This window comes from Lysobacter terrestris (assembly GCF_014489475.1).
Lineage (GTDB): Bacteria > Pseudomonadota > Gammaproteobacteria > Xanthomonadales > Xanthomonadaceae > Agrilutibacter > Agrilutibacter terrestris.
Genome location: NZ_CP060820.1, coordinates 2,437,845 through 2,459,014, shown reverse-complemented (window position 1 = coordinate 2,459,014; position 21,170 = coordinate 2,437,845). Strand labels below are relative to the sequence as shown.

General features: G+C 68.0%; 25 protein-coding genes. 16 read left to right on the top strand and 9 right to left on the bottom strand.

Going from position 1 to position 21,170, the window contains the following annotated elements:
* The first annotated feature begins 123 nt into the window (after nt 1-123).
* Nucleotides 124-1,323: a helix-turn-helix domain-containing protein gene (locus H8B22_RS11455; RefSeq protein WP_225876191.1), complete on the top strand. Its 1,200-nt coding sequence runs from the start codon at nt 124-126 to the stop codon at nt 1,321-1,323.
* Here H8B22_RS11455 and H8B22_RS11450 read toward each other — a convergent pair.
* Nucleotides 1,309-1,971, bottom strand: a complete 663-nt coding sequence (locus H8B22_RS11450) for a DUF2306 domain-containing protein (protein ID WP_187711547.1) — start codon at nt 1,969-1,971, stop codon at nt 1,309-1,311. The two genes, H8B22_RS11455 and H8B22_RS11450, sit on opposite strands and share 15 nt — an antisense overlap.
* 617 nt (nt 1,972-2,588) lie before the next feature.
* Between H8B22_RS11450 and H8B22_RS11445 the strand changes: the two genes are divergently transcribed.
* From H8B22_RS11445 to H8B22_RS11435, 3 genes are all read left to right on the top strand, one after another.
* Nucleotides 2,589-3,068, top strand: a complete 480-nt coding sequence (locus H8B22_RS11445; RefSeq protein WP_187711546.1) for a hypothetical protein — start codon at nt 2,589-2,591, stop codon at nt 3,066-3,068.
* A 177-nt stretch (nt 3,069-3,245) separates the two neighbouring features.
* Complete coding sequence (locus H8B22_RS11440; protein WP_187711545.1) at nt 3,246-3,995, top strand: arginyltransferase; 750 nt, start codon at nt 3,246-3,248, stop codon at nt 3,993-3,995.
* Nucleotides 3,996-4,091: 96 nt separating this feature from the next.
* Nucleotides 4,092-4,421 (top strand): hypothetical protein, encoded by a 330-nt coding sequence (locus tag H8B22_RS11435; protein WP_187711544.1) that lies wholly within the window; start codon nt 4,092-4,094, stop codon nt 4,419-4,421.
* A gap of 61 nt (nt 4,422-4,482) precedes the next feature.
* Here the strand turns inward: H8B22_RS11435 and H8B22_RS11430 are convergent, their stop codons facing one another.
* Together H8B22_RS11430 and purT are read right to left on the bottom strand one after the other, a co-directional pair.
* Entirely contained in the window at nt 4,483-4,878 is a 396-nt protein-coding gene (locus tag H8B22_RS11430) for a hypothetical protein (RefSeq protein WP_187711543.1), read from the bottom strand.
* Nucleotides 4,879-4,915: 37 nt separating this feature from the next.
* Nucleotides 4,916-6,130, bottom strand: coding sequence for a formate-dependent phosphoribosylglycinamide formyltransferase (purT, locus tag H8B22_RS11425; protein ID WP_187711542.1), 1,215 nt, complete (start codon nt 6,128-6,130; stop codon nt 4,916-4,918).
* A gap of 79 nt (nt 6,131-6,209) precedes the next feature.
* Between purT and H8B22_RS11420 the strand changes: the two genes are divergently transcribed.
* From H8B22_RS11420 to H8B22_RS11395, 6 genes are all read left to right on the top strand, one after another.
* Nucleotides 6,210-7,151 (top strand): hypothetical protein, encoded by a 942-nt coding sequence (locus tag H8B22_RS11420; protein ID WP_187711541.1) that lies wholly within the window; start codon nt 6,210-6,212, stop codon nt 7,149-7,151.
* A 129-nt stretch (nt 7,152-7,280) separates the two neighbouring features.
* The gene (locus tag H8B22_RS11415; RefSeq protein ID WP_187711540.1) at nt 7,281-8,144 is read left to right on the top strand and encodes an SPFH domain-containing protein; all 864 of its coding nucleotides are present in this window, start codon (nt 7,281-7,283) and stop codon (nt 8,142-8,144) included.
* A 10-nt stretch (nt 8,145-8,154) separates the two neighbouring features.
* Nucleotides 8,155-8,346: an Arc family DNA binding domain-containing protein gene (locus H8B22_RS11410; protein WP_187711539.1), complete on the top strand. Its 192-nt coding sequence runs from the start codon at nt 8,155-8,157 to the stop codon at nt 8,344-8,346.
* 96 nt (nt 8,347-8,442) lie between these two features.
* Nucleotides 8,443-8,628, top strand: coding sequence for a hypothetical protein (locus H8B22_RS11405; protein WP_187711538.1), 186 nt, complete (start codon nt 8,443-8,445; stop codon nt 8,626-8,628).
* A 131-nt stretch (nt 8,629-8,759) separates the two neighbouring features.
* Nucleotides 8,760-9,314: a hypothetical protein gene (locus tag H8B22_RS11400; protein WP_187711537.1), complete on the top strand. Its 555-nt coding sequence runs from the start codon at nt 8,760-8,762 to the stop codon at nt 9,312-9,314.
* Nucleotides 9,315-9,323: 9 nt separating this feature from the next.
* Complete coding sequence (locus H8B22_RS11395; protein WP_187711536.1) at nt 9,324-10,124, top strand: M15 family metallopeptidase; 801 nt, start codon at nt 9,324-9,326, stop codon at nt 10,122-10,124.
* A gap of 205 nt (nt 10,125-10,329) precedes the next feature.
* Here the strand turns inward: H8B22_RS11395 and H8B22_RS11390 are convergent, their stop codons facing one another.
* The 5 genes from H8B22_RS11390 to H8B22_RS11370 all read right to left on the bottom strand — a co-directional run bounded on the left by H8B22_RS11390 (nt 10,330) and on the right by H8B22_RS11370 (nt 14,749).
* Nucleotides 10,330-11,004, bottom strand: coding sequence for a DNA-3-methyladenine glycosylase family protein (locus H8B22_RS11390; RefSeq protein ID WP_187711535.1), 675 nt, complete (start codon nt 11,002-11,004; stop codon nt 10,330-10,332).
* Between the two features lie 2 nt (nt 11,005-11,006).
* Nucleotides 11,007-11,375: a DUF423 domain-containing protein gene (locus H8B22_RS11385; protein ID WP_187711534.1), complete on the bottom strand. Its 369-nt coding sequence runs from the start codon at nt 11,373-11,375 to the stop codon at nt 11,007-11,009.
* A 120-nt stretch (nt 11,376-11,495) separates the two neighbouring features.
* Nucleotides 11,496-12,575, bottom strand: coding sequence for an SRPBCC family protein (locus H8B22_RS11380; protein ID WP_187711533.1), 1,080 nt, complete (start codon nt 12,573-12,575; stop codon nt 11,496-11,498).
* 315 nt (nt 12,576-12,890) lie between these two features.
* Nucleotides 12,891-13,544, bottom strand: coding sequence for a response regulator (locus H8B22_RS11375; RefSeq protein ID WP_187711532.1), 654 nt, complete (start codon nt 13,542-13,544; stop codon nt 12,891-12,893).
* On the bottom strand, nt 13,541-14,749 hold the full coding sequence (locus tag H8B22_RS11370) for a sensor histidine kinase (RefSeq protein WP_187711531.1): 1,209 nt from the start codon (nt 14,747-14,749) through the stop codon (nt 13,541-13,543). The genes H8B22_RS11375 and H8B22_RS11370 overlap by 4 nt, the downstream gene beginning before the upstream one ends.
* A gap of 191 nt (nt 14,750-14,940) precedes the next feature.
* Between H8B22_RS11370 and H8B22_RS11365 the strand changes: the two genes are divergently transcribed.
* The 6 genes from H8B22_RS11365 to H8B22_RS11340 all read left to right on the top strand — a co-directional run bounded on the left by H8B22_RS11365 (nt 14,941) and on the right by H8B22_RS11340 (nt 20,163).
* A complete protein-coding gene (locus H8B22_RS11365) occupies nt 14,941-15,546 on the top strand; it encodes a GNAT family N-acetyltransferase (protein WP_187711530.1) in 606 nt (201 codons plus the stop codon).
* Nucleotides 15,543-16,322, top strand: a complete 780-nt coding sequence (gene minC / locus H8B22_RS11360) for a septum site-determining protein MinC (protein ID WP_225876190.1) — start codon at nt 15,543-15,545, stop codon at nt 16,320-16,322. The genes H8B22_RS11365 and minC overlap by 4 nt, the downstream gene beginning before the upstream one ends.
* 157 nt (nt 16,323-16,479) lie before the next feature.
* Nucleotides 16,480-17,289 (top strand): septum site-determining protein MinD, encoded by an 810-nt coding sequence (minD, locus tag H8B22_RS11355; protein WP_187711529.1) that lies wholly within the window; start codon nt 16,480-16,482, stop codon nt 17,287-17,289.
* Nucleotide 17,290: 1 nt separating this feature from the next.
* A complete protein-coding gene (gene minE, locus H8B22_RS11350) occupies nt 17,291-17,551 on the top strand; it encodes a cell division topological specificity factor MinE (RefSeq protein ID WP_187711528.1) in 261 nt (86 codons plus the stop codon).
* 47 nt (nt 17,552-17,598) lie between these two features.
* On the top strand, nt 17,599-18,072 hold the full coding sequence (locus H8B22_RS11345; protein WP_187711527.1) for a hypothetical protein: 474 nt from the start codon (nt 17,599-17,601) through the stop codon (nt 18,070-18,072).
* 111 nt (nt 18,073-18,183) lie between these two features.
* Nucleotides 18,184-20,163, top strand: coding sequence for a M2 family metallopeptidase (locus tag H8B22_RS11340; protein WP_187711526.1), 1,980 nt, complete (start codon nt 18,184-18,186; stop codon nt 20,161-20,163).
* A gap of 105 nt (nt 20,164-20,268) precedes the next feature.
* Here H8B22_RS11340 and H8B22_RS11335 read toward each other — a convergent pair whose 3' ends face one another.
* Nucleotides 20,269-20,970, bottom strand: a complete 702-nt coding sequence (locus H8B22_RS11335; protein ID WP_187713629.1) for a glutathione binding-like protein — start codon at nt 20,968-20,970, stop codon at nt 20,269-20,271.
* Nucleotides 20,971-21,170 lie beyond the last annotated feature (200 nt).

The window sequence follows — 21,170 nt, the reverse complement described above, 5'->3', positions numbered from 1 at the left end:
ATGCGCCCGGCGCGACCGGCGCAACGGCATCAATGAGGACGGGCGCCGAGGCGCCCGTTTTCGTTTTCGTCAATGGCAGAAATCGGCCAAAAGCGGACATGCACCGACCGTACGCTAGTGGACTTGTACCCTTGGCGCCGCACCTACGGGATGGAGCCTGCGGCTAAAATTCCGCGCGCGTCCCATCACCGATCGGCTTCCAACATGGACTCATGGAGTATCGTTTTCGCCATCGGCGCCGCGCAGGCAGCACTGCTGGCGGTGGCCCTGTGGCGACGGCCGGTCAATGTCGAGGCGAACCGCGTGCTCGCCGCGTGGATCGCGATGATCGGCATCGACTTGGCGGTGAAAGCGATGTACTTCTACGCGCCAACGGCCGGGCTGCTCAAGCCGTTCCGTTTCGTCAGCCTGTTCCCGTTCCTGTACGGAAGCCTGTTCTACGTCTACGTGCGCACGCTGACCGAAGCGCGCGCGTTCGGTTGGCGCGATGCGCTGCACCTGGTCGGTTTCGCCATCGTGCTGGCCATGCATGTCGGGTTCTTCCTGCAGGACCGCACGCAGACCGAAGCCCTATTCGCACGCTTGATCGCGGGCGATCCGGAACCTCAATCGCCGCGACTGGATTTCGCATTGTTCGCCTACAGCCTGTCTTACGTGATCGCCGGGTTGGTTCATGTGCGTCGCTATCGTCGCAACTTGCTGCGGCGGCGTTCGGATGCGGATCGCATGTCGCTGCACTGGATCGATGCGATGGCGGTGTCGCAGATCGTCATCTGGTGCATTGCGACCACGCAATGGCTGGTCAGGATCCCGCATATCGACTACCCGCTGATCTATGGCGCGGTCAGCGTTTGGGTATTCGTGGTCGGCTATCTCAGCCTCAGCCAGATGGCGGTGATCGCCGAGCCGACGCCCGAGCAGGCACCCGATGAAGTCGTCGACACGCCCAGCAGCGATGACCCGCGCTTTCCCGCCGTCGAGACGCGCCTTTCGCAGTTGATGGCACAGCAGCAGTTGTATCGCGAACCCGCGTTGACCATCGGTCAGTTGGCCAAGCGCAGCGGTTACCCGGAGTACCTGGTGTCGGCGGTGATCAACCGGCGCTTCGAAGGGAATTTCTGGGAGTACATCAACCGCCAGCGGATCGAGGCGGCGCGCACCTGCCTGGCCGATTCTGGTGATGCGCGCACCATCCTCGACATCGCATACGCCTGCGGCTTCACCTCCAAATCGACCTTCAACGCTGCGTTCAAGCGACAACTGGGCGAAACTCCCAGCGCCTATCGCAAGCGTCACGCGGCATCCGCGTCAGCGAGCGCCTGAAAGCGCCTGCGTCGCGGGCACCTGCACGCGACGCCGCGACGATCTCAGCAGCAACTCGCAGACGGTCAGGTTGAACGTCCAGCTGCCCCATGCCGCCAGCAAATAGACCGGCGGGAAAGGCAGGTGCAATGCGCCGAGGCCCACACCAAGGATCAGCCGCAGTGTCACCGCCGACGCAGTGAGGGCGATGCTGCGCCACATCCAGCGCCGATGCCGGGCCAGATCGCCGGCGATGGCATGGCGGATGCCGATGCCGGTGGTCGTCAGCCACGCCAGCGCGAGCAAGGCGAAGCCCGCGCCGGTCGCCACACCGCCCTGCGCATGCCGTGCCAGCGACAAGCCTGCGAGCCCGGCGATCAGCACCCCGCCCGCGTACAAACCGCCGCTCAGCCGATGCAGGCGCGGGATCCGCCGCCGGACCCACTCGCTCATCTGCAAAGGCGCCAGCAGCAGGGCGAGCCCGCCGCCGAAGAAATGCGCCGGCACATCCAGCCCAGAGATCGCGAACCGGGCATGCAGGGGATTGCCCGGCTCCGGCTTGAGGGCATCGAACAGGAAGGTGAAGGCGTATATCGCCACCGCCGCGCACAGCAAGGTGAAGCACAAACCCGCCGACCAGCGCACTGCCTTGGGAAGCCAACGCGACATCTCGAACCCTCGAACCCGTGAAGGCTCGCAGTTTGGGTACGAAGACGGCGGAAATCGTCCGATCCGGCGGAATCGCACCTGAGATGGGCCAGCGCGGAAAATTCGATGCCCTTGGACGTCCGCTCAGGGTCGGAAGTAGCCGTGCAGCCACGCAGCCGGTATCGCCGCATACCTCGCGCGCGTTCCGCCGAGGGTCGCAGCACATGACTGCATACGTCGCGAGTTATCCATCGACACCTCCGCAGACATGCCGCCATGTCTCGCGCGGGTTGCCGCAACCCTCCGGCATATGCCGCCATACCTCGCGCGCATCCGCGGGACACGTCGCGACACATGGGGGCATGCCTGCCGAGGGTTACGGCAACCCCTGCGCGGGATTCCCCAACCCTCGGCAGGCATGGATGCATGGCGCGCGAGGGTTCCCGGAACGCGGCCGGGGTATCGCGCGATACCTCCCGAGGCATCGCGTCGTCCCTCACGGGCATGGCGCGATGCCTCTGCGGGTAGCTACTGATGCCGCGAGACCCCTGCCTCGTGCCTCCGGCCGTCGTGTACCCTGCCCTCGCCCGCCAAGAAGGTGGGCATTGGACAACACACAACGACAAGGAGTAACGGATATGAGTCAGAACCTCGCTTCGGTCCATTTCGATGCCACGCAGTGGCAGGGCGTCGACGACGCGCTCACCGCGTTGGAGTCGAGCCTGGGACCGGTGCTGGTCGCGTTGCAGGGCACCGGGCAGCGTCGCCGCCTCGCCAAGATGGGCGACGGCTCGGAGGCGTTCTGCCGCAAGGCCCTGGACGCGATGCGCAGCAATCGCAACCTGCTGCCGGGCGTGTTCGACCTGGACGAGATGGGCCGCGACCTCGCCGACCACGATGCGTTGAACGTGCGCCTCACGCGCCTGGTGCAACTGGTGGAGAAGGTGCGCGACACCGACATGGCGCTGGGCAGCGACGTGATGGTGGCGGCGCTGGCCGGTTACCACTACCTCAAGGCCGCCGGCAAGGGCGAAGGCCTGGACGCGGTGAACCGCGACATGGGCAAGCGCTTCGAAGGCGGCGAGCGTACGCCGAAGGCGGAACCCGCGACGGCCTGAGCCGACGCGAGTGGCAAACGAAAGCCCTGCCGAACGCAGGGCTTTTTTGTTGGGCAGGGCCGCGCCAGCCAGCCAGAAGACGAGACTTGTTGCACCTGCCCGCCCTCTCCCATTCACCTCCATCGCCGCACCGCCGCGTTCGCAACGCCTCGCCCGCGGCGGCGCTATGCTCCCCGCATGGGCACCGACCCCGGCCAGTACTCCGACGATTTCCGTCTGTTCCAGACCACCGAGCACGCCTGCGGCTACTGGCCCGATCGTGTCGCCCGCGATCTCGTCTTCGACCCGCGCGATCCGCGCATGCAGCAGTGGTATCCGCTGGCGCTGGGCTGGGGCTTCCGTCGCTCCGGCGACATCGTCTACCGGCCGCATTGCGCGCAATGCCGCGCCTGCGTCGCGGTGCGCGTGCCCGTCGCGCGCTTCCGTCCCGACCGCAGCCAGCGCCGCTGCCTGGCGGACAACGCGGACGTGGACATGCGCGTGCGCCCCGCCGAGCGCACCGAGGAGCAACTCGCGCTGTACCGCCGTTACCTCGCCGCGCGCCACGCCGGCGGTGGCATGGACGGCCACGGCGCCACGGAGTTCGACCAGTTCCTGGTCGGTAGCTGGAGCGAAGGCCGCTTCATCGAATTGCGCGAGCACGCCGATCACGGCGGCGGCCGCCTGCTCGCGGTTGCCGTCACCGACGTCGTCGAGTCGGCGGTCTCCGCGGTCTACACCTTCTACGAACCCGAGCTGGCCGCGCGCGGCCTGGGCACGCTGGCGATCCTCAAGCAGATCGAGTGGGCGCGCAGCACCGGGCGCACGCACGTGTACCTGGGCTACTGGATCGCCGGGCACGGCAAGATGGACTACAAGCGCCGGTTCCGTCCGCTGGAAGGCTTCGACGGGCGCGAATGGCGCGAGCTGGATTTCGCGACGCGTTAGGCATTGCAACATCGTGTTCATGAAGCGGTAACACGCACGCCGTGAAGTACGTGGCCATCGATCGCGTGCAGCGATCATCGCCTGCGAGCCGCTTCCATGAAGACCCCGATCCCTTTCCTGGCCGTCGCACTGAGCCTCGTCCTGGCCGCGTGTTCGCAGGCCGAATCCCGCGATGCCACGCGCCCGGCCGACGCGGTGATCGGCATCGTCCAGTGCGATGCCTACCTCGCGGCGGTCAACACCTGCATCCAGGACAAGGTGCCGGCCGACAAGCGCGCGGCGCTGACGGCCGAAGCGCACCAGATGTTCACCACGTGGAAGGAAGCCGCCGCGGACCCGCAGCAGCGCTCCACCTTGCCGCAGGCCTGCGGCATCACCCGCGACGTGGCGAAGGAAGAACTCGCCGGCTACGGCTGCGCGCTGTAGCCGCGTCGCGGCAGGCCGCACAACGGCCTGCGCGGAACCATGCGCGGCGCGCGCCGCGCGGTCAGGGCTTGGGCGGCGTCTGCGTCGGCGCGTCGATCGCGGCCGGCACCGACTGCGGAGCCGCCTCGGCGGGCGCACCGGTGGGGCCCACCGGCGGCAATGCCTGCGCCGGCGCGGCGCCGAACCGCGGCTGGAAGCCGAACTGCTCGTCGCCGCCGTGCGCCGACACGATCATGCGCACCATCGAGCCGGGCACCATCAGTTCGATCTGCACCACCTTGCCGTCGGGCGTCTGCCCCGCCAGCGTCATCTCGATCAGCGCGCCGCCGGTGTCGATTTCCCGGCACAGGATGTGCTGGCCTTCGCCTTCGCCCAGCAGGTAGGGCTTGATCGGCGCACCCAGCGCCTCGATCGCCTGCGGGTGCAGGAAGACGAAGTATCCGTTCGCGTCGTTCATGGCGTGCTCCGGTTCGTGGTTCGTGTCGCGCCGATGGTCAGCGCAGTTCGACGCGCAGCACGTCGGCGGCGTCGCGCGCCCGCTGGCGCGCCTGCTCGACGTCACTTGCCAGCGCCAGGGTGACCGCCACGCGGCGGTGGCCTTCCACGCGCGGCTTGCCGAACAGGCGCAACTGCGTGTCGGCCTGGGCCAGCGCGGCGTCGACGCCGTCGAACACCGGCACCCCAAAGCCGTGCGCGAGCACCGCGCACGACGCCGACGCACCGTACTGGCGGATCGCCCCGCCGTTACTGGCGTGCACCGGCAGGCCGAGGATGGCGCGCGCATGCAGGGCGAACTCGCTCAGGTCCTGCGACACGAGGGTAACCAGGCCGGTGTCATGCGGCCGTGGCGAAACCTCGCTGAACCACACCTCGTCGCCCTGCACGAACAATTCGACCCCGAACACGCCCCAGCCGCCGAGGTCGTCGGTGATCGCCCTGGCGATCTGCTGCGAGCGTTCCAGCGCCTTCGCCGACATCGGCTGCGGCTGCCAGCTCTCGCGGTAGTCGCCGTCGCGCTGCAGGTGGCCGATCGGATCGCAGAAGCTGGTGCCGTCGCGATGGCGCACGGTCAGCAGGGTGATTTCGTAATCGAAACGGATGAAGCCCTCGACGATCACCCGCCCGGCCCCGGCACGGCCACCGGTCTGGGCGTAGTCCCACGCGGCGTCGATGTCGGCTTCGCTGCGCACCAGCGACTGGCCCTTGCCCGAGGACGACATCACCGGCTTCACCACGCACGGCAGGCCGATGGCCTGCACCGCGGCGCGGTAGTCCTCGAGAGTGTCGACGAAACGGTAGGGCGAGGTCGGCAGGCCCAGCGTTTCCGCGGCCAGGCGGCGGATGCCTTCGCGATCCATGGTCAGGCGCGCCGCGCGCGCCGTGGGAATGACCCGCGTGCCGGTGCCGCGCTCGGCGAATTCCTGCTCCAGTTCGACCAGGGTCTGGGTATGGATGGCTTCGATCTCGGGCACGATCAGGTGCGGGCGCTCCTGCGCGACCAGGGCGCGGATCGCGGCGCCGTCGAGCATGTCCAGCACGTGGCTGCGGTGCGCGACCTGCATCGCCGGCGCATCGGCGTAGCGATCGGCGGCGATCACTTCCACGCCGAAGCGCTGCAGCTCGATCGCCACTTCCTTGCCCAGTTCGCCCGAGCCGAGCAGGAGCACGCGGAATGCGTGCGGGGAAAGCGGCGTACCGAGCTGGGTCATGGCGTGCGAGGCGCTGGAGATTGGGGAGCGCTAGTTTAACGGCCACGTCCTGCCGTGACCGGATCGTGGAACGCATGCGATGCTTCCACCCATGTCGCGCACCGGCCGCCTCCCGCTTCTGCTAGCCCACGCCCTGCTCGTCCCCGTCCTGCTCGGCATCGCCGGCTGTTCGCGCAAGCCCGCGCCGCAGGACGAGGCGCGTGGCGGTTCGCTTTCCGGCGTGCTTCTCGATTCGCAACTGGCCGAGATCAGCGGCCTGGCCGCGTCGCGCCGGCATCGCAACGCACTGTGGCTGCTCGACGACGGCGGCAATCCCGCGCGCCTGTTCGCGGTGAACGACAAGGGCGACCGGCTCGCGACGCTGCGCATCGAGGGCGTGACCAAGACCGACTGGGAAGACCTGGCCGCCTTCCGCCTCGACGGGCGCGATTACCTGCTGATCGCCGATACCGGCGACAACGGCGGGCTGCGCCGCACCCTGCAGCTGCACGCGATCGAGGAACCCGCGCAGCTGCAGAACGCGCGCATCAAGCCGGCCTGGTCGATCGCGTTCCGCTGGCCCGATGGCGCGCGCGACTGCGAAGCGGTGGCGGTCGACGAGCGCGCGGGCCAGGTGCTGCTGATTTCCAAGAAGCGCCTGCCGCCGGAACTGTTCGTGCTGCCGCTACGCCCGCAACGCGGCGTGCAGACGGCGCGGCTGGTCGGCCGGCTCGCCGGCGTCCCACAACCCGATGCCGCGCAGCTGCGCGCCAATCCGAAGCAGGCGCGCATCCTTAACCAGGTCACCGGCGCCGACGTGTCGCCCGACGACCGCACGCTGGCCGTGCTGACCTACCGCAACCTGCTGCTCTACCCGCGTCGCAGCGGGCAGTCCTGGGCCGCCGCAGTGGCCACGCCCCCTCGGCTGATCGAGTTGCCGTGGATCCCGCAGGCCGAGGCCCTGGGCTGGACCAGCAACGGCAAGGCGCTGTACGCGACCGGCGAATTCATCCCGGCGCCGCTGTATCGCATCGAGCCCTAGGCGGACTTCGTCCGTTCCTCCCGGCGTTTCCTCCCGGGCCCGCGGCCGGGTGCGGGCACCGCTGGTCGGCCCCTCCTTGACTTGATATCAATTTGATATCAACTTACCAGCACTCAAGGAGAACGCGACATGAAAGAGAACCCGATGCAGTCCCTCCCCGGCATCCCGACCCTGCTCGGCCTGATCGGCTCGTCCCTGCTGTCCGCCGGGCTGTTCGTCACCGGCGTCCCGGCGCATTCGGCGGCGATGATCGTGGGCGCGGCCGTGCTCGGCATGCTGACCATCTTCGGCTTCGTCGGCCTGTACATGGTCGAACCGAACCAGGCCGCGGTGCTGAGCCTGTTCGGCCGCTACGTCGGCACGGTCAAGGACAACGGCCTGCGCTGGAGCAACCCCTTCTACGCGAAGAAGAAGGTCAGCCTGCGCGTGCGCAACTTCGAGAGCGGCAAGCTCAAGGTCAACGAACTCGACGGCTCGCCGATCGAAATCGCCGCGGTAATCGTGTGGCAGGTCGTCGACAGCGCCGAGGCCGTCTACAACGTCGACGACTACGAGAGCTTCGTGCACATCCAGACCGAGTCGGCGCTGCGAACCATGGCGACGAGCTATCCCTACGACCAGCACGAGGAAGGCCAGATCGCCCTGCGCAGCCACGCCGCCGAAATCAGCCAGCACCTCAAGGATGAACTGGCCGAACGCCTGGCCGACGCCGGCGTGCAGGTGATCGACGCGCGCATCAGCCACCTCGCCTACGCGCCGGAAATCGCCCAGGCGATGCTGCAGCGCCAGCAGGCCAACGCGATCATCGCGGCGCGCACGCGCATCGTCGCCGGCGCCGTCGGCATGGTCGAGATGGCCCTGGCCGAGCTGCAGAAGAACGGCGTCGTGCAGCTGGACGAAGAGCGCAAGGCGCAGATGGTCAGCAACCTGCTGGTGGTGCTGTGCGGCGAGCGCGCCACGCAACCGATCGTCAACGCCGGCACGCTGTACTGAGGCCTGCGGCGTGGCAGAGAAGAAGGCCTACCCGTTGCGGATCAGCACCGACGTGCTGAACGCCGCGCAGCGCTGGGCCGACGACGAGCTGCGCAGCCTCAACGCGCAGATCGAATACGTGCTGCGCGACGCATTGCGCAAGGCGGGGCGGCTGCCCCGTCCTGCGGAAGGCAACGAAGACACGGACACCGAATCCCCATGAGCAAGCGCTTCCGCTACAGGGGGGCGGCGGCCAACCTAGTCCCCTGACCGTGCTGGTCGCGCCGCGACCGCGCGAAAAGTGCGCAAGAAGTCCCCGATGAAACCGTTCACGTCCCTCGCCTGCCTGCTGCTCGCTGCGATCGCATTGCTGCAGCTCACCCGTCTGGTTCTGGGCTGGGACATCGTCGTCAACGGCTACGCCGTGCCGCTGTGGGCCAGCGGCGTCGCCGCCCTCTTGACGGGTGGACTGTCGGTGGCGGCCTGGCGCGAGTCGCGCCGCTAGGCGGATGGCCTGCGACTGTGATGGCCGTCGTCACCGCAACGAGACGACGCCTCGGGTAACCGCGCTTTGCCAGCGGTTGGCGCCGTAACGCAAGCCACAATCGGCTCCTTGGGGCATCGGGGAGCAGCGCAATGCGAAGTACGTTGTCGACGGGCCGGTATGAAGTCGTCGCACCCGCAGGAAAGGCGATTGCCATCGCGGCGGCCGGCATTGGCGCCGGCCTGGCGGCGATCGCGCTGCTCGCGGTGATACCCGAGGCCATGCGCGCGCAATCCGTCGCGTGGGCCGCCGCACTCGGCCTGGTGCCCATCATCGCGCTGTTCTGCTGCCTGGCCCGACGCCGCTCGGTGACGCTCGAAGCGGACGTGCTGGTCATCCGTGCCGGCATGCATACGCGTCGCGTGAAAGCCTCGCGGCTGGAGCTCGAACGCGCCCGCATCCTCGATCTCGAGGAGCGTCCCGAACTGTTGCCCGGCCGCGGCACCTTCGGCGCCTCGCTACCCGACTACCAGACGGGCTGGTTCCGTACACGGCAATGGGGCAAGGGCTTCTACCTGCTGACCGACCGGCGGCGCGTCCTGTGGCTGCCTGAACACGGCGGTCCACACCTGCTGCTTTCGGTACGACAGCCACAGGCGCTGCTCGCCGCGCTCAATGCCATGGTGCCGCGAACCTACAGCGGCTAACCTGCGGCGATGCGCACCGCCTCGCACCTGCTGCTGAACACGCCTGAGATCGAGATCTGGCCCGGAGGCCTGCTGCGTGCGCGCAGCAACCACGACGCCCGCGCACTGTCGCGCGCCCGGCATGTGCTGCGACGCAAGCGCGATGGCCAATACCTGGCCGCCGATCTTCCCGAAGGACTGCTCGCGCTGGTGCCACGCCTGCGCCGCGAGGACGGTATCGAAGCCGCACTCGTGCTGCTCGATCACCTCGCCGAACCGCACCGATCCGGCATCGACGCCATTGGCGAGCTGCCGCTGGACCGCCTGCAGGATCGCCTGCATGCATTGGGCCTGGATGACGGTTACGGCGAACGCAGCGGCCTGCCGCTGGTCGCCGAACCCGCCGCGCTCACCCTCGCCGGCTTCGATCGCTACCGCCGCCCGCTGTGGCTGCTGTCACCCGCCGCGCGCGCGTGGCGTTCGCTGCACGCCGCGGCCCTGCACGACGGCGTGGTGCTGGAAGCGATCTCCGGTTACCGCAGCCACGACTACCAGCTCGGCATCTTCGAACGGAAGCTCGCCCGCGGGCAGACCGTGCAGGACATCCTCACCGTCAACGCCGCGCCCGGTTACAGCGAGCACCACTCCGGCCGCGCGCTCGACATCGGCACGCCCGACGAACCGCCGGCGGAAGAGAGCTTCGAACGCACCCCGGCCTTCGCCTGGCTGCGCGACAACGCCGCCGCGTACGGCTTCGTCATGAGTTATCCGCGCGACAACCCGCACGGCATCGTCTACGAGCCGTGGCATTGGGCATGGCACCGCGCTTAGCCGATGCCCTATCGGCAACGGCTGCGGTGCCGTGCGCCTGGCCATGGATGGCCAGGCAGGACGACCCGGAGCCGGTGTGGTCGTGCCACGGACGGCACGCTGCAGCATGCCCGGCGAAGCGCCTCACCACAGCACGCCGGGATTCGTCAGCAGAAGAGTGCGTCATCCCGGCCTTCGTCGTGATGACGAACGACGCGTCGAAGCTTCACTCCTGCGACCGCTTGGTCGGCTCCTTCACCGCAGTGCCTGCATCGGCGATGCGCCACAGGTACAGGCTGGCGTAGGTCCGGTACGGGCCCCAGCGTTCGCCGCGCTCCAACAATTCCTTGGGCTTGAGCATCTCGTCCCGCTTGTCGACGACCTGCGCGCCCTTGCGCACGCCCAGGTCGTCCACAGGCAGCACGTCAGGGCGGCCGAGGCGGAACATCAGCATCATCTCCACCGTCCAGCGGCCGATGCCGCGGATGTGGGTAAGCGCGTCGATGATGGCGTCGTTGTCCATCGTGCTCATGCGGCGCAGATCGGGGATCTCGCCGCGGAGCTCGCGCGCGGCCAGGTCGCGCAGCGCCAGGGTCTTGTTGCCGGACACGCCACAGGCGCGCAGGCCGACATCGTCGATCTTCGCCAGCGTGTGGCAGTGGAACCGGTCGCTGCCGATGGCGGTTTCCACGCGCCCGACGATCGTCGCCGCCGCCTTGCCGCTGAGCTGCTGGTAGAGGATCGCGCGCGCCAGTGCGTCGGCGGGATCGAAGGACTTGCGCCAACGCGGATCGCGTTCGATCGGCCCCAGCTTCTTCATCCAGGCGCCGAGCTTGCGGTCGCGCCGGGACAGGTGTTCGAAGGCGGCTTCGGTATCGAAGCCACGGCCGTGTCGCGGCATCGTCAGCGCCTCAGGGATGCGACTGCGTAGAGCAGCCAGGACAGGATCTGCAGGCTGCCGCCGAACGGCGCCAGGCCCAGGCTTCGATCGAGCATGTAGCGCGATACCAGGCTGCCGGAAAACAGCAGCGTGCCGAGCAGCAGGCCGGACAACGCGAAGAACTGGATCCGCAGCCGCGCCGGTGGCGCGAGCGCTGCAAGCGCGACGCCATGGCCGAAGGCGACGATCGCGGCGGTATACAACGCGGCCTGTGCAGGACCCTGGGCAGCATGCGCGGCATAGGCGCCCAGCGCGACCGCGAGCGCCGCCAGCAGGGATCCCAGCGCGGCCAGCACGCGCAGGCGGCGGGCAAGTTGGTCGGGGGTGTACATGCGCGCACCATAGAACGACGCGCAACGCGTTTGTAGTGCCCGTGGTCCGGAAAGCGTGCTTCGGAAAGCAAAACGCCGCGCAATGCGCGGCGTCTGCTGGATCAGCGATGCGAAGTGGACTTACTTGATCGCCCACACCACGTCATATTCGCCTTCCTGGCCCGGGGCGAAGCCCGGATCGATGCCGTTCTTCCAGGCCTCGTACGGACGATCGATGGTTTCGTAGCCGCGAGTCATGGCCCAGGCGCGCAGGGCGTCACGCACGTTCTGCAGGTTGGACATGTGGCCCTTGAACGCAACGACGGCGGTCTTGCCCGGCTCGTTGTAGAGCAGCTCGACGTTGTTGGCGAGCTTCAGGCCTTCCAGCTTGACCGTCGCGTCGGTGCCGGCCTTGCGGACCTGCTGCGCGACGTCGAACGAGTAGATCGAGCTGCCGTATTCGTTGGTGATGATGCGCACCGGACCGACCGCCTCGAGGCCGTTGGCCGCGATGTTCTTCTTGATCCACTCTATGTTGGTCTTCATCTGGGTCTGGATCGTGATCTGGTTCAGCGGCACCGCGGCGTTCAGCACCAGCAGGTTCTCGCCGGCGCGATCGGCCAGCTTCGGCGCCAGCGCCGGATCGTCCTTGCCGAGCACGGTGTAGTCGAGGTTCGGGATCGTGGCCAGCATGTTGCTGAGGCTGGCGAGGCCGAGCTTCATCTTCTCGCCGATGTTGCTGGTGACGTACAGGCCCGAGTAGCGGCCCAGCAGGTTCATGCCGTAGTTGACGTCATAGGCCTGGGTGATCTGGATGTTGCGGCCGCCCTTGCCGGTCGGGGTGAAGGTGAACTCGGAACTCTTGTCGTGGCCGCGGTCGACGTCTTCGATCGCGTAGGCGATCAGCTTGCCCGGCTCGCTCTTGGAGATCGTCCAGCTGCCCTGGCCGAGCGCCTTCTCTTCCGAATCCCAGCTGATCTTGGCACCGACGCCCGATTCCGGACCCGACAGGTTGAGCTTGATGTTCGGATCGCCGGCGACGGAGGGGTTCCAGTCCTTGAAGCGACGCACGCTGTTCAAGGTGTCGAACACGATGGGCATCTTGCGGTTGGTCTCAACCGAGTGCTCCAGATGACGGCTCGACGGCAGGATGAAGCCGACGACGGTGAACAGCACGGCGACGATCGCCAGGGAAATCAGGATCTCGAGCAAGCGGGTCATTCAGGTTCTCCAGGGCCCGGTCTCGGCAATCGGCCGGGGCGCAAGTCGGCAATCGTAACCCAGCCGGTGGCCGCAAGGCAGCACCGGGGCTGGCGGACAGCCACGGCCAAGCCACGAACCCGGGCCGCCGCCATGAAAACGCAAAGCCGGTCACCCCAAAAGCGACGGGCACCAAACCCGATGCACTTTCCCCGCCTTGCGGCGACGGACGCGGCGCCCGGATGGCACCGACTCCCCCTCTCCCGCTGGCAGGAGAAGGCACAGCTGAGGGGCGGCCCGGTCGCAGGATCGCCGAACCCGCCTCCCGGCCCCCGACTACACCAGCTGCAGCTCGAACGCCTTGAGCACCGCGCGCGTACGGTCGCGCACGCCGAGCTTGGAGAGAATGTTGGACACGTGGTTCTTGATCGTGCCCTCGGCCACGCCGAGCGAATTGGCGATTTCCTTGTTGGAGAAGCCGCCGGCCATCAGGCGCAGGATCTCGGTCTCACGCTCGGTCAGCGGGTCCGGGCGGTCGAGGCTGACGAAGTCGTTGCGCATGTGTTCCAGGCCCGAAAGCAGGCGCTGGGTCATCGCCGGCTGCACCAGCGAGCCGCCGTCGGCGACGGTCTGGATCGCGCCGACCAGCTGCTCCAGCGACACGTCCTTGAGCAGGTAGCCCTTGGCGCCCGCCTTCAGCCCGGCCAGCACCAGCTGGTCGTCGTCGAAGGTGGTCAGGATGATCGTGGGCGGCAGCGCATTGGTCCGCGCCAGCGCCTGCAACGCCTCCAGGCCCGACATCACCGGCATGCGCATGTCCATCAGCACGACGTCCGGGCGGATCTGCGGAATCACGTCCACGGCCTGCTTGCCGTCGCTGGCTTCGGCGACCACTTCGATGCCTTCGGCCAGGGCCAGCAGGGAACGCACGCCCTGGCGCACCAGGGTCTGGTCGTCCACCAGCAGCACACGGATGTTCTTTTCACTCATGCAATCGCTCCTTCGCTTGCGGCCAGTGTGGCCGAGGCCGGCAGCGTCAGCCGCAGGCGGAATCCCGCTTCAGGGTGGGGGCGGGGATGGGTATCGATGCGCAGGTCGCCGCCGTACTGGGCCAGCCGCTCGCGCATCCCGCGCAGGCCGTTGCCGGCCACCAGCGCGTCGGCGCCGCGCCCGTCGTCGCGCGCATCGACCACGATGTTGCAACCCTCGCGGCGCACGTGGATCCACAGGTTGTGCGCATTGGCGTGGCGCACGGTATTGGTGATGATTTCCTGCGTGCAGCGCAGCAGCACGTGCGCGCGCTCCGGGTCGTCCAGGGTCAGCGGCGCCTCGATGTCCATGTGGATGTCGAGCGCGGGCACGTTCTCCGACAGCGGCCGCAATGCCGAGGCCAGGTCGATCGCCCCGCCCTCGCGCAGTTGGCTCACCGCTTCGCGCACGTCGGTGAGCAGCAGCTTGGCCAGGGTGTGCGCCTGCTGCACGTGCTCGCGTGCGCGGCCTTCCGGCGCGAGGTGGCCGGCGACCTCGAGGTTCAGGCTCAACGCGGTCAGGTGGTGGCCGAGCAGGTCGTGCAGCTCGCGCGAGATGCGGGTGCGCTCGTTCACGCGCACGCTCTCGCCGAGCAGGGCGCGGGTGGCGCGCAGCTCGGCGTTGAGCCGGCGCTGCTCCTCGCGCGCCTCGGCCTGCTGGCGGGCGACCAGCGCGGTGACGAAGACGAAGCTGGAGAAGCCCAGGTACAGCAGCGACTGCAGCACCCCGATCATCGGCGGGAAGTCGAGCGCGTTGACGAACACCGGCACCGTGGCGAGGTTGCTGCCGATCAGCCAGGCCACGCCTACCGGCAGGCGCAGCAGCCACGGCAGCAGTCCCGCCAGCACCATCAGCAGGATGCTGCCCAGGCCGGTGCCGGAGAAGTAGCTGACGCCGATGGCGCACGCGGTGAGGACCAGCAGCAGCGCATGGTCGGCCGAGCCGGGCCGGCGCTGCCCCAGCGCCCGGGTGATCCACCAGAACACCACGCCGAAGGCCAGGTACACCGCGAGCCAGCGCACGATGCGCAGGCTCAGCACCTCGTCGGGCTCGGGCGGGACGAAGGTGGGATCGAGCCAGACGTTCAGCAGCCACAGGCCGACCGCCGCCCAGGTGAACAGGCCGGCGTAGCGCAGCAGCTGCGAATGGTTGAGTCGGGCAAGCATGAACCCATGCTAACCACTACCCGCTGTAGCGGAGCCGTCCAAAAGTCATGCAACGGGCAGCGGACTGGCCGATATCTCCCGGGATCTGCGTCCGGGCCAGCGCGGGTCGCCGCGCCCTGCCCGCCATGCGATAATCACCGGGCCGACGGCACCAGGGCCGCTGTTGGCCAGAACCATGGAGTTACGACGAAATGTCGATCGTTGTCCGCGACGTGCGTGAGCACGAGCTGGATTCCGTCCTCGCTCTCAACAACGCCGCCGGACCCGCGATCCTGCCGCTGGATGCGACCCGACTGCGCCACTTCTTCGATCACGCCGAGTACTTCCGCGTCGCCGAACGCGACGGGACGCTGGCGGGTTTCCTGATCGGCATGGGTTCGGGTTCGCAGCACGACAGCAGCAACTTCCGCTGGTTCCGCGAGCGTCATCCGGAATTCTTCTACATCGACCGCATCGTGGTGGCCAGCCGCCGCCGCGGCGGCGGTGTCGGCCGTGCGTTCTACGCCGACGCGCAGAGCTATGCCGAGGCGCGCTACCCGCACATGGCCTGCGAGGTCTTCCTCGACGGCACCAACGACCCGGTGCTGCTGTTCCATGGCAGCTTCGGTTTCCGCGAAGTCGGCCAGCACGTGATGGAAGAAACCGGCGTGCGCGCGGCGATGCTGATGAAGCCGCTGTGCAGCTACACGTGGGTGCACGAGACCTACGGCGACGCGCTGCCGAACGTACCGTGGCTGACCCGCCCGCGCACGCCCGTCGCCCACGTCGCGCCGCGCGCGACCGGAACCTGCCCGTGAGCGTGGCCGTCGACTACGAACTGGCCGGCGATCTCAAGATCGGCCAGGTAGGCATCGCCAATCTCCGCATCCGCAGCCTCGACGTTCCGCGCCTGGTCGAGGAAATGCGCGGCCGCGTGCAGCGCGCGCCCAAGCTGTTCGCACGCGCCGCGGTGGTGCTCGACTTCGGCGGCCTGACCCAGGCCCCCGACGTGGACACCGCACGCCAGCTCATCGACGGCCTGCGCGATGCCGGCGTGCTGCCGGTGGCGCTCGCCTACGGCACCAGCGAGATCGAGCGCCTGTCCGAGCAGCTCGGCCTGCCGCTGCTGGCGAAGTTCCGCGCCTCCTACGAACGCGCCGGCGACGCCGAGCCCGTCGAGGCTCCCGCGCCCAAGCCACGCGCCAAGCCGGAACCCGCACGCGCCGAACCCGCGCCGACAACGCCCGCGCAGCAGGCACCGACCGCGCCCGGCCTGATCCATTCCACCCCGGTGCGCTCGGGCCAGCAGGTCTACGCCGCCAACCGCGACCTCAGCGTGCTCGCCAACATCGGCGCCGGCGCCGAGGTCATGGCCGACGGCTCGATCCACATCTACGGTCCGCTGCGCGGCCGCGCGCTGGCCGGCGCGCAGGGCTGGGGCCAGGCGCGCATCTTCTGCCGTGAATTCCACGCCGAACTCGTCGCCATCGCCGGCCACTACAAGGTGCTGGAAGACATTCCCAAGGAACTGCGCGGCAAGGCCGTGCAGATCTGGCTCGACGGCGAGGAACTGAAGATCGCCGCGCTCGACTGATCCACCCCGACGCCGGGCCCGCCCGGCGTTTTTGCTGTAAATAGTCACAACAAGAACGCGGGCCACGAAGCCCGGCCATCTTTCGAAGCACAAACAAGAAGAACGGCGACCTTCCATCGAAGCGCCCGCCGTCGAAAACAGGACTGGGAGAGACAACTTGGCAGAAATCATCGTAGTCACCTCGGGCAAGGGCGGCGTGGGCAAGACCACTTCCAGCGCCAGCGTCGCCTGCGGACTCGCCCGTCGCGGCCACAAGGTCGCCGTCATCGACTTCGACGTCGGCCTGCGCAACCTCGACCTGATCATGGGTTGCGAACGCCGCGTGGTGTACGACTTCGTCAACGTCATCAGCGGCGAAGCCTCGCTCAAGCAGGCCCTGATCAAGGACAAGCGCTTCGACAACCTGTTCGTGCTCGCCGCGTCGCAGACGCGCGACAAGGACGCGCTGACCACCGAAGGCGTGGAGAAGGTGCTCAAGGACCTCGCCGACGACGGCTTCGACTACATCGTGTGCGACTCCCCCGCCGGCATCGAGAAGGGCGCGTTCCTGGCCATGTACTTCGCCGACCAGGCGGTCGTGGTGGTGAACCCGGAAGTGTCCTCGGTGCGCGACTCCGACCGCATCCTCGGCCTGCTCGCCTCCAAGACCCGCCGCGCCGAGAACGGCGAGCGCGTCAAGGAACACCTGCTGCTCACCCGCTACAGCCCCAAGCGCGTGGAAACCGGCGAGATGCTCAGCGTCGGCGACGTCGAGGAGATCCTCGGCCTGAAGACGATCGGCGTGATCCCCGAGTCCGGCGACGTGCTCAACGCCTCGAACAAGGGCGAGCCGGTCATCCTCGAATCCGAGTCCGAGGCCGCGCAGGCCTACGACGACGCGGTTTCGCGCCTGCTGGGCGAGGATCGCCCGATGCGTTTCACCCAGGTCGAGAAGAAGGGATTCTTCAGCAAGATTTTCGGAGGTTGAGATGGGTCTGTTCGATTTCCTGGTTGCGAAGAAGCCCACCGCCTCGATCGCCAAGGACCGCCTGCGCATCATCGTCGCGCATGAGCGCAGCGGCCGCGGCAGCAGCCCCGACTACCTGCCGATGCTGCAGCGCGAACTGCTGGAAGTGATCCGCAAGTACGTGAAGGTCGACGACGAAGCGGTGAAGGTCGACCTGATCGGCGACGGCGACAACAAGGTGCTCGACATCTCGGTCGCCCTGCCGGAACACGCACAGGCCTGACGCCACCACTCCCCCCGCCACGCGCGGGGGAGCTCGCAGTACGACGCATGCTCACCCTCGCCGCCATCGCCCTCGCCGACGTGGTCGCGCTGCTCGCGCGGTACGACCTGCAGTTCCGGCTCGTGCCCGACGGCGAAGCGATCCCGGGCAGCTACTGGGGCGAATGCGAGGCCGGCCTCATCGGCGCCACGGTCTACGCGCGCCTCGACACGCCGGTGCATTCGCTGCTGCACGAAGCCGCGCACCTGATCGTGCTGCCGCCCGAGCGCCGTGCCCTCGTCCACACCGACGCCACCGATTCGGTCGAGGAAGAGGACGCCGTATGCGTGCTGCAGGCCCTGCTCGGCGACGCGTTGCCAGGCGTGGGCCGCGATCGCGTCCTCGCCGACATGGACGAATGGGGCTACACCTTCCGCCTGGGCTCGGCCCGCGCCTACTTCGAGCACGATTCGCAGGCGGCCTGGCAATGGCTGGCCGAGCGCGGCCTGATCGACGCCCCGCGCGGCCGCCTGGCCGCCTGAGCGGCGTTTGCCGAACGCGGGTACGCGACCGCCATCACTTGCGGCCCCCTGCCCGCCCGCACTAGCCTCGCGGTTCTCGCGCCCGACCCGGGCGCCCGTAGAGGGTCCACCGTGAATCATCGTCATGCCCTGCTCGCGCTCGCCATAGCCGCGGGCCTCACCTTGTCGGCCTGCAAGAAGGACCAGGCCCCCGCGGATGCGGCGAAGGCACCGGAGGGCGAGACCGCCGACCAGTTCGTCGCGCGCGTCAACGAGGAAATGCGCAAGATCTATCCGGAGCTCAATGCCGCCCAGTGGACGTCGTCGACGTACATCAACGGCGACACCGAGATGCTCACGGCGAAGGCCAACGAGCGCTTCCTCACCCAGCTCAACAAGTGGATCGAGGAATCGCGCAAGTTCGAAGGCCAGAAGATGTCGCCGGAGACCGCGCGCGCCATCCGCCTGCTGAAGCTGTCGGTCGCGATGCCGCCGCCGAAGGACGCGAAGAAGCTGGAAGAACTGACCGCCATCGCCACCAAGATGGAAGGCATGTACGGCTCGGGCGAGTACTGCAAGGGCGAAGGCAGCGCGCGCAAATGCCGCCAGCTCGGCGAACTCGAGGACGTGCTGCGCGATCCCGCCGCCACGTACGCGGAACAACTCGACGCCTGGCAGGGCTGGCACACCATCGCCCAGCCGATGCGCAAGGACTACACCCGCTTCGTCGAGCTGGTGAACACCGGCGCGAAGGACATGGGCTTCGCCGACACCGGCGAACTGTGGCGTTCGGGCTACGACATGACCCCGGCGGAAATCGCCGCCGAAACCGATCGCCTGTGGCTGCAGGTGAAGCCGCTGTACGAACAGCTGCACTGCTACACCCGCACGCAGCTGGAGAAGAAGTACGGCGACCAGGGCCACGTGCAGGGCGGCATGCTGCCCGCGCACCTGATGGGCAACATGTGGCAGCAGGACTGGGGCAACCTGTGGCCGGCGCTGCAGCCGTACAGCGACGCGCAGGCGGGCAGCCTCGACATCACCGGTGCGCTCAAGCAGGCGCGCGACGCGAAGGAAGGCGCCCTGCTGCGCGCCCTCGACCACGAGGCTTCGTACGAGGAGCGCACCGACGTCGCCCGCCAGGCCGACCTGGCCGAGGCCAAGGAGATGACCGAGCGCGCGCAGGACTTCTACACCTCGCTCGGCATGCCCAAGCTGCCGGAGAGCTACTGGAGCAACACCCAGTTCGTGAAGCCGCGCGACCGCGACGTCGTGTGCCACGCCAGCGCGTGGGACATCAACATGAAGGGCGACGTGCGCACCAAGATGTGCATCAAGCCGAACGAGGAAGACTTCACCACGATCTACCACGAACTCGGCCACGTCTATTACTACCTGGCCTACAACGGCCAGCCGCCGATCTTCCAGCAGGGCGCGCACGACGGCTTCCACGAAGCCATCGGCGACACCATCGTGCTGTCGATGACCCCGGCCTACCTGCAGTCGATCGGCCTGGTCGGCACGCAGACGCCGAGCAACGAGGGCCTGATCAACGCGCAGATGCGCATGGCGCTGGCGAAGGTCTCGTTCCTGCCGTTCGGCCTGATGATCGACCGCTGGCGCTGGGGCGTGTTCGACGGCTCGATCAAGCCGGAGAACTACAACAAGGCCTGGTGGGAGCTGAAGGCGAAGTACCAGGGCGTCGCCCCGGTGGACGCGCGCGGCGAAGAGTTCTTCGACGCGGGCGCGAAGTACCACGTGCCGGGCAACACGCCGTACACGCGCTACTTCCTCTCGCACGTGCTGCAGTTCCAGTTCTACAAGGCGCTGTGCGACGCCTCTGGCTACAAGGGCCCGCTGCACGAGTGCAGCTTCTACGGCAACAAGGCCGCCGGCGCGAAGTACCAGGCGATGCTGAGCAAGGGCGCCAGCCAGCCGTGGCAGCAGACGCTGAAGGAGCTCACCGGCAGCGAGAAGATGGACGCCTCCGCGGTGCTCGAATACTTCTCGCCGCTGCAGGCCTGGCTGAAGCAGCAGAACGAAGGCAAGACCTGCGGCTGGAATGCGGCCGCGACTGCCGCTGCACCCGCGGCGGAGAAGAAGGCCGGCTGATCGGGATAGTTCCCAGCAACTGCGGAGAAGGCCGGCGAAAGCCGGCCTTCTCTTTTCACGGCGAAGCGCACTCCACGATGACGGTGCCCTTTCATACCCGGGCAGCTATTTCACACTCGCCGCCGTCTGCCCGAACAGGATCCGCCGCTCCTCCTCGGAGATGTTGCTGCGTCCCGCGTACGGCGGGGCCACGCCTTCGTAGGCGCGCACGGTGGCGGGGCGCGACTTGATCGCCTCGAACCAGCGCTTCAGCTCCGGGAAGTCGTCGAGGTCCTGCCCGTGCGGGGCATACGGGACGATCCACGGGTAGATCGCCATGTCGGCGATCGAGAACTCGCCGCCGGCGACGAACTCGCGACCGGCCAGCTGGCGGTCGAGCACGCCGTAGAGGCGGTTGGTTTCCTTCACGTAACGCTCGATCGCGTACGGCACCTTCTCCGGTGCGTACACGACGAAGTGCCCGTTCTGCCCCGCCATCGGCCCCAGTCCGCCGACCTGCCAGAACAGCCACTGCAGTACTTCGGCGCGGCCGCGCATGTCGGCGGGGATGAAGCGGCCGGTCTTCTCGGCCAGGTACAGCAGCATCGCGCCGGATTCGAACAGCGGGATCGGCGCGCCGCCGCCCGGCGGATCGTGGTCGACCAGCGCCGGGATCTTGTTGTTCGGCGAGACCTTGAGGAAGCCCGGTTCGAACTGCTCGCCCTTGCCGATGTCCACCGGGATCAGCCGGTGCGGCAGGCCGCTCTCTTCCATGAACAGCTTGAGCTTGAGTCCGTTGGGCGTGCCCCAGTAGTACAGGTCGATCATCGCGGTGTCCTGGCATTCGGTTGCGTCCATCGTATTGGCGAATGCCGGCGATGAAACGGGCATCACGAGCGTACGGGCGGCCCACTGTGTTGCGCCTGCCCCGGGGAACCTTGCAGCGACAGGCCACAGGCGGAGCGAACGGCCGGCGCGCCGCCCGCCCGGACCGCCAACACGCGATACTTGCCGAATGAACCGAGCCG